The sequence below is a fragment of the Shewanella sp. MF05913 genome (genome assembly GCF_059758095.1).
Genome location: NZ_JCAYNT010000005.1, coordinates 241608 through 248818, shown reverse-complemented (window position 1 = coordinate 248818; position 7211 = coordinate 241608). Strand labels below are relative to the sequence as shown.

6 protein-coding genes are annotated in these 7211 nt (G+C 44.1%); all 6 read right to left on the bottom strand.

Annotated elements, in window-relative coordinates; translation table 11 throughout:
* Positions 1 to 189: 189 nt before the first annotated feature.
* The 6 genes from AC19MV_RS09490 to cutA all read right to left on the bottom strand — a co-directional run bounded on the left by AC19MV_RS09490 (position 190) and on the right by cutA (position 7032).
* Positions 190 to 603 carry a DUF2391 family protein gene (locus AC19MV_RS09490; protein ID WP_432400977.1) on the bottom strand — a complete coding sequence of 138 codons (414 nt, stop codon included), beginning with the start codon at positions 601 to 603 and terminating at the stop codon, positions 190 to 192.
* On the bottom strand, positions 593 to 1633 hold the full coding sequence (locus tag AC19MV_RS09485) for an aldose epimerase family protein (protein ID WP_498307225.1): 1041 nt from the start codon (positions 1631 to 1633) through the stop codon (positions 593 to 595). Before AC19MV_RS09485 ends, AC19MV_RS09490 begins: the two co-directional genes overlap by 11 nt.
* A 24-nt stretch (positions 1634 to 1657) precedes the next feature.
* Positions 1658 to 2800, bottom strand: a complete 1143-nt coding sequence (gene galK / locus AC19MV_RS09480; RefSeq protein WP_498298681.1) for a galactokinase — start codon at positions 2798 to 2800, stop codon at positions 1658 to 1660.
* A gap of 175 nt (positions 2801 to 2975) precedes the next feature.
* A complete protein-coding gene (locus AC19MV_RS09475; RefSeq protein ID WP_498307224.1) occupies positions 2976 to 4694 on the bottom strand; it encodes a cation:proton antiporter domain-containing protein in 1719 nt (572 codons plus the stop codon).
* A gap of 155 nt (positions 4695 to 4849) precedes the next feature.
* Positions 4850 to 6709, bottom strand: coding sequence for a protein-disulfide reductase DsbD (locus AC19MV_RS09470; protein ID WP_498307223.1), 1860 nt, complete (start codon positions 6707 to 6709; stop codon positions 4850 to 4852).
* The gene (gene cutA / locus AC19MV_RS09465) at positions 6706 to 7032 is read right to left on the bottom strand and encodes a divalent-cation tolerance protein CutA (RefSeq protein ID WP_498307222.1); all 327 of its coding nucleotides are present in this window, start codon (positions 7030 to 7032) and stop codon (positions 6706 to 6708) included. Before cutA ends, AC19MV_RS09470 begins: the two co-directional genes overlap by 4 nt.
* Positions 7033 to 7211 lie beyond the last annotated feature (179 nt).

Here is a 7211-nt window from a genome sequence, read left to right as displayed (position 1 = left end):
TGTAGACGATTAATCGCGTGGATAATATGCTGTTATTGATAGCAGCATATTATGTAGTAGTGATTTATCAGCTTGCGATACCCACTGATGAAAACGGCATAAAGAATGTTAATTCTTTATGCCGTTTTTTTTTGGGCTAAGCCCCTAAACTAAAGCGTTAACATTAAATCATTAAGACTTAGCCGTAGGTTATTCTTTATCAAAACTGTCGACAATGATCGCGCCCATTGACGCGGGCATCGCGATTAAAATAATCCGCTTTAACGCTAAGATAGGCTCTGTTAATAGCGGCAGTTTATTTAATGCTAACAGCACAATCGCGACCACGATTAATGTCAATAAATAGGCTGCGACCACCCGTAAAAAGAAAGCCCGCCTGCGTGTAATGATATTGCCTTGAAACACACTCTGATAAGCAAATAGAGTGATAAACGCCAACGACAAAAACACCACAAGCACTAAGTTTAACGTTGGTAAACTCGCCGATAGTCGCCACGCTTCTTCCGAAAACGCAATGGGCACAGACAGGGCAAAAGCCCCGACTGCAATTTGGCCAATATCTTCGGTGTTAAAGGTGGGCTTTGCCGGCGGATTACTTGGCATCGAACTGATAACGAGTAATGTGATGATAGACGTTCTCTGGCGTAATCCACACATTGCTAGCACCCGGTAAATGTGGTTGATTAGGCGAGTCTGGCAGCATTTGTGGTTCAATACACACTGCTTGATGATCGGCTAATACCCGCTGCTTTTTCGCAACAGTGCCTTGTAAAAAGTTAGCGCCGTACACTTGTACCCCAGGTTGGTTAGTGTAAACCGTCATGCTCCGGCCGCTGTTGGGGCTGGCTAAACAGCCAAAGCGTTGCAGATCAGCACCTGGGTTATCGAGAACATAACAGTGATCAAACCCTTTTGTAGCGGCTAAAGCCGCGCGTTGAGTTTGCACTGACATCGGCGTGGCGACAGTCATGTCTAAGTCACTGCCCTGAGTAGATTCTATTGTGGTCGGCACGCCAACATCATTCATGGTGAGGTAGGTTTTAGCATCAACTTGCAAAGTGTGCTCGGTATTAGTGTCACTGCGGTTGCCGTCTAAATTAAAGTAACTGTGTTGGGTTAAGCTAATTGGGCAAGCTTTGTCTGTGCTGGCCAGCATTTCTACGTATAAGTTATTGCCTACTAGGCGGTAGTCTAGCTGTACAGTGCAATTGCCCGGGAATCCCATGTCGCCGTCTGGGCTTTTTAAGGTTAACCGCACTCCGTCACTTAAGGTGCCTAATTGCCATAATTTACGGTTAAAGCCTTCTGCGCCACCGTGTAAACAGTTGGTGGCTTGATTGACGCTCAACGAGTAGCGCTGGCCTTGATATTCCATTGCACCATTAGCAATGCGATTACTGTAACGCCCAGCAACAGCGCCTAAATGGACTTGTTGGGCTAAATAGTCTTCAGCGCTATCGCAGCCTAAAACAATATTTTTACGTTCGCCATTTCGATCGGGTGTCCATAATGATCGAATGATGCCGCCTAGACTTAATACTTCAAGTGCGATGATGCCATTATCAATTCTAACCCGCTCAATCTCTCCACCACGGGGATCTTGCCAAGGTTCAAGCACACTAAAACGTACCATTTACGCCTCTCTCTTTTGGTTAATTTAGCGGATGCGTCCTGCACCGCCACTGGCTGAACATAAGTGAATGGTTGCTTCAATTCCTGTTTGAGTAAAGAATTGATTCTCAACTAAATTAATCACATCGTCGCTTAAGTCATGGTTCACTAATGCCAGTACACAGCCATCACTCATGCGCACACCGCCTTGTTCACCTATTAAGGTAGAAATCAGGGTAACTAAGGCGTCTATTTCGGGAGTGATAATCTCAAAGTCATCACGCATTGATGCTTGAGACTGCGCCATCAACTGGCTAAAGCGAGCAATATTGTTTTGTTGTAAAGCGCGAGCGGCATTACTGGTGCGTTGATTTTCAGTAATGATATGACGCGCTCGGCGGAATTGTTCCTCGCTGAGCAGATCTTTATTTTGGCTCAATAAACTTAATGAAGAGTCGCGTAACGAATCGAGCCCTAGCAATTGAGTAATGTGGCTACACTCTTTTTTACGTTGTTCAAATTGTTGTACAAATGCTTGTCGGCCTTGTTTAAGGTCGATAATAATCATGCTGAGCTCTTCGGGTAATAACACCGGCTCGCTCTCAAGTTCTAAGCAATCAATTAATAGTGCGTGGTCTGGTTCGGCCAGGGCGCTGATCATTTGGTCCATCATGCCGCAGTCTAAACACATAAATTGGCTTTCGCCGCGCTGGGCTAATTGGGCAATGGCTAACGGCGATAAATGCAATTGACTGGCGTAACTAATGGCTGTGCCAAAAGCAATCTCTAACGCCGCAGACGACGACAACCCAGCGCCAAGTGGCACATCGCCGACAATGGCTAGGTCTAGCCCTTTGGCTTGTAAGCCAGATTGATTCATCGCTGCCGTGACACTCTTTAAGTAATGTGTCCAATCATCCGCGGCAGCAACAGGGCCTTCTTCACCAAAATGCCATTGTTCAATTTGCCCTGGAAAGGCTGTGGTGACGGCGCGGAATAAATTGTCGTCGCGGTGTTTAACCGCAATTACAGTATGAAAGTTAATGGCGGCGGGCAGCGCAAGCCCTTCATTATAATCGGTATGCTCACCCATAATATTCACTCGCCCAGGCGCTTGATATAACTCGTCAGGCTTGGTGCCGAATGTTTGAACAAATAATTTAGTCGCGCGTTGAGCAGGGTTTGACATACTTCAAAAAATCCAACAAAAAGTGACAAGAACCCTTGAGTTATAGCATGACTTTACAGTGTCTGTAACTTAGATTTTCTTATCTGAAGCAAAAATGAAAATACTGTGTCGCAAACAAAAAAACGCCTACAATAATTTGTAGGCGTTTATTATTCCGAGCTGAGGTTGATTAGTTTTATGATGGCGACTTAATCTGTTGCGCTTCAATCTCTGCATCATCTGTTGCGGCCACATTTTCAGCCTCATTTTCATCTACATTATCGACTGCATTTTCGCCCACATTAGCCGCGGCATATTCGGGCACAATTTCTGGCGGTGAATCCAATAGCTCATGGATCACATGGTCGACAAAACCGGCGCCTGCAGCCTCATATAAATTGTACACTGTGTGCACACCCAATTCTTTGAGCGCGTTGCCATCTTCAGCATATTGCACAATGGCACTAATCTTACCTTCATAGTTCATTTTTTGTAGTTGCGCTACTGCAAATAAATTACCCACATGATGCGGCATTGCCAGTAGTACCAATTCTAAATGCGGCGCGCGTTCAAGCTTTTCCCAAAAGTCGGTATCGCTGGCATCGCCTTGCACTACGTTACGCCCTTCGTTGCGATGAAAATCGACTAACTCTTGCTTGTGCTCAATCCCTAAAATTTCACCGGTATATTTAGCGCGTAACTCATCGTATGCACCCGAACCAATTCGGCCCATACCCAAAATCAAAAAACGTGGGTTGCCAATGCGGATTTGTCGGTCTTCTGGGTGTAATGGGTGGCGTTCAAGCTTGCTAAGTCTGGCTTGATAACGTTGGTAAATGTTGCTGACGCTATTATTAAGTGGCGCAGCAAATAAAAAGCTAATACTCAATGCCACCGCAATAATGATCAGCCATTCTGGTGGTAACCAACCTTTATGTGCCGCCACTGCCGCGACAATTAAGCCAAACTCACTGTAGTTACCTAAGTTAAACGAGGCCAGCAACGAGGTGCGCGAACGTAACTTAAAGCGAGTGAGTAAGTATAAAAACATCACAATTTTAACGGGCACTAGCGCAACTAAAATAGCCGCTAAACCAATATCGGCTAAGGTTGGGAGGCCATTTAAACCAATAGTTAAGAAAAAGGCGACTAAGAATAGTTCTTTAAAGAAGTAAATCGACTTGGCTAACTCTGATGATTTAGCATGTCCTGCCAGTAAAATACCGATAATAAGCGCGCCTAAATCGGGTTTTAAACCGACGGCTTCAAACAACCAAGCACCCACAACTAATGCCATGACTAAGCCAAAGAGCACCAGCATTTCACCGTGACCAACTCGGTCGAAAACTTTATAAATTAACGGGCGAGCAAGAGGCAATAACAATAAGCCAAATGCCCAAACTGACGGGATATTACCTTTAGAAATAGTCAAAAATATCACCGCAAAGATATCTTGCATAATCAAGATACCAATTGCGACACGGCCATAAAGCGACTGCATATCACCGCTGTCTTCAAGCACTTTTACCGCAAATACGGTACTTGAAAAGCTCAGTGCGAATGACACTAGCATCAGTTGATTTATCGAAAATCCGTCGAGTTGTTCTAAGCCTAAAAAGCCCAATAGTTTGAGTATTGGCACAAAAAACAGGATAGAACCGATTAAATGCAGGCTTGAGCCCGCCCAGACTTCTGCTTTAAACAGGCTTTTGAGATCGAGCTTAAGACCAATCGAAAATAATAGTAAGGTGACACCCAAATCAGCGAGTTGCTGTAAAATAGGTAAGCTGCTGTCTTCTATGCCGAAAGTGAATAATACGAAGCCCGCGGCAAGATATCCAATGAGTGGTGGTAAACCGACTCGACTCACCAACATGCCGCACAATAAGGTGATAATAAGAATAGCGGGTTCCATAAAACTCCTTGGATGAAGAATACAAAACCACATTGTATAAGAAAAAGTGTAACTTTCGATGACTTTAATGTCGTAAATACAAAAAACAGCATCTTTAGTCATTAAAGATGCTGTTTTTAATTAGTTTTTAAAATCTATTTAGCTAATTTTAAAATTTATTTAGCTAATAACAGATCAAGATGAGCGGCAAAGTCTTTTGGGCCCATAAACCCGGTTACGCGTAAGTCTTCACGTTGCCCGCCGTCTTGGTTAAACATCAATAACGTAGGTAAGCCCAGCACGCCATAATGTTCCAGTAATTCAATATCAATGTCATCACTGGCGGTAACGTCGGCTTGCAGTAAAATCATTTGATCCAAACGTTTAGCCACTTCTTTGTCTTTAAAGGTAATGGCCTCAAACTCTTTACAGGCAACACACCAGTCTGCGTATAAATCTAACATCACGGTTTTACCGCTAACACTGGCTTTGTCGAGCTCGAGGTTTAAATCAGCCAGCGACTTAATGCGAATAAAGTGATTGGCTTCGGTTTTACCTTTGCCCTCAATACCCGCTTGAGTAATGCTAGGTGTCTCGTGGCCAAAACCTGTCATAAGCGCCTGGAAACCATACGAGAAACTGGCTAACAATGTCAGCAACAGTAATACGCCACGGGTGGTTTGTTTCCAGTTAAATTCACTGAGTTTATTTTGGTGCATTAGGTAGCCGGTTAGCGCCACGCCCCATATCGACCACAATAAGTCTGATACTAGGCCAGGCCAAATACGACCCACCATCACAATAGAGACCGAAATCAGTAAGAAACCGAATATGGTTTTAATGATGTCCATCCAGGCACCTGCACGCGGTAAGATTTTACCACCAGAAGTACCAATCACTAATAACGGCAAGCCCATGCCCATACTGAGAACGTACAATGCTAAAAAGCCTTGCAGCAAGTCGCCAGACTGCGCCACATAAATCAGCACGCCAGACAATGGCGCGGTAGTACAAGGTGACGCGACAAGGCCTGAAATCACCCCCATCATGAACACGCCAATCAGGTTGCCCCCTTTTTGGTTGTTCGACATCGAATTCATTTTTTCTTGCCACTTGGATGGCAGTTTCAAATCGTACATGCCAAACATCGACAAGCTTAATAATACAAACATCACTGCCAAGAAAATCAAAATGGCAGGGTGCTGCAGTGCCGCTTGAAACTTAAGTCCGGCAGAGGCAACCACTAATCCTAATAAAGAATAGGTAATTGCCATGCCTTGCACATAGGCCATTGATAAGGTGAAGGCTTTAGCGGTAGACAGCTTTTTACCTTGGCCAACAATGATGCCCGACAAAATAGGGTACATAGGGAACACGCAAGGTGTAAGCGCTAAACCGATACCTAAACCAAAGAAGATCACTAAGGTCCATAGTAGGCTGTCGTTTTGCAGCATCTGGTTAAGCGTGTCTTGTTGAGTAATGGGTGCTTTTGTCGTTTCGGTGTCAGCAACTGATTGCGTTGATTCTGGCGCACCAATGACTTTTTTGGTGGCGATGTTACCGTCGTTATCTGCAACAGCCGTTAATTTGACGTCGTTTTTGGTTGGCGGATAGCATAATGTGCCTTCTGCACAACCCATAAACGTCACCTGTAATAGCGCGTCAGCGTCAGCTTGCTTAAGCGCAACTGGGATCTCTACAAACGAGTAATAGACTTCTTGGTCGCCAAAATATTCATCGTGATGGTTTTTACCGCGAGGTAATTCAATATCCCCAATCACCGCGCCATCAGCAGAAAACTGCAACTTATCGCGATATAAATAGTAACCGTCGGCAATCACAAAGCTGATTTTGAGTTGATTACCTTGTTGCTCATAATCAAACGCAAATGCCTCTTTCACTGGCATCAGCTTGGGTTCATTGCTTAAAAAGCTAAATGTGTTACTCGTGCTATTGGCACTGTGTACCGTTGGCGAGAGGATGATTGATGACATCAATAGCAATGATGTGAGGCAGAATACGACGATTTTTTTCATGATAATGAGTTGTCTTTTATCCATTGTAGATAAGGGCCAAAACCACCGATAATCGGAGTGGCAATGAATTCAGGTACTTCATAAGGGTGCATTTGGATCACAAGTTGCTCAATGGCATTATACTGTTCTGCCATGCATTTTATCTGCAATGGCACTTCTTGTGACTGGCAAATTTCATTGTTCCAACAGTAAACAGACTCTATGGCTTGGCCTATTTGCACACAAGCAGCCAATTGTTTTTCAACGAGTGCCGCGGCAATAGTTTTTGCTGTTTCGGCATCTGGACACGTGGTTAAAATCACGAGTTGCTTGGGTTTATACATATCTAGTCTTAAAGTTTACTTAAGTTAAAGGCGTTATACTAAAAGCGTCATCACATTACGCTTATTTCACGGAATTTTCACTAAACACAGATGATAATCGTGACCTGTCTTGAAAACAGACCCGATAACCCCCATTTAAGTTTCATCGGCATTATTTTTTAGGTCGCTAGCGTATAATT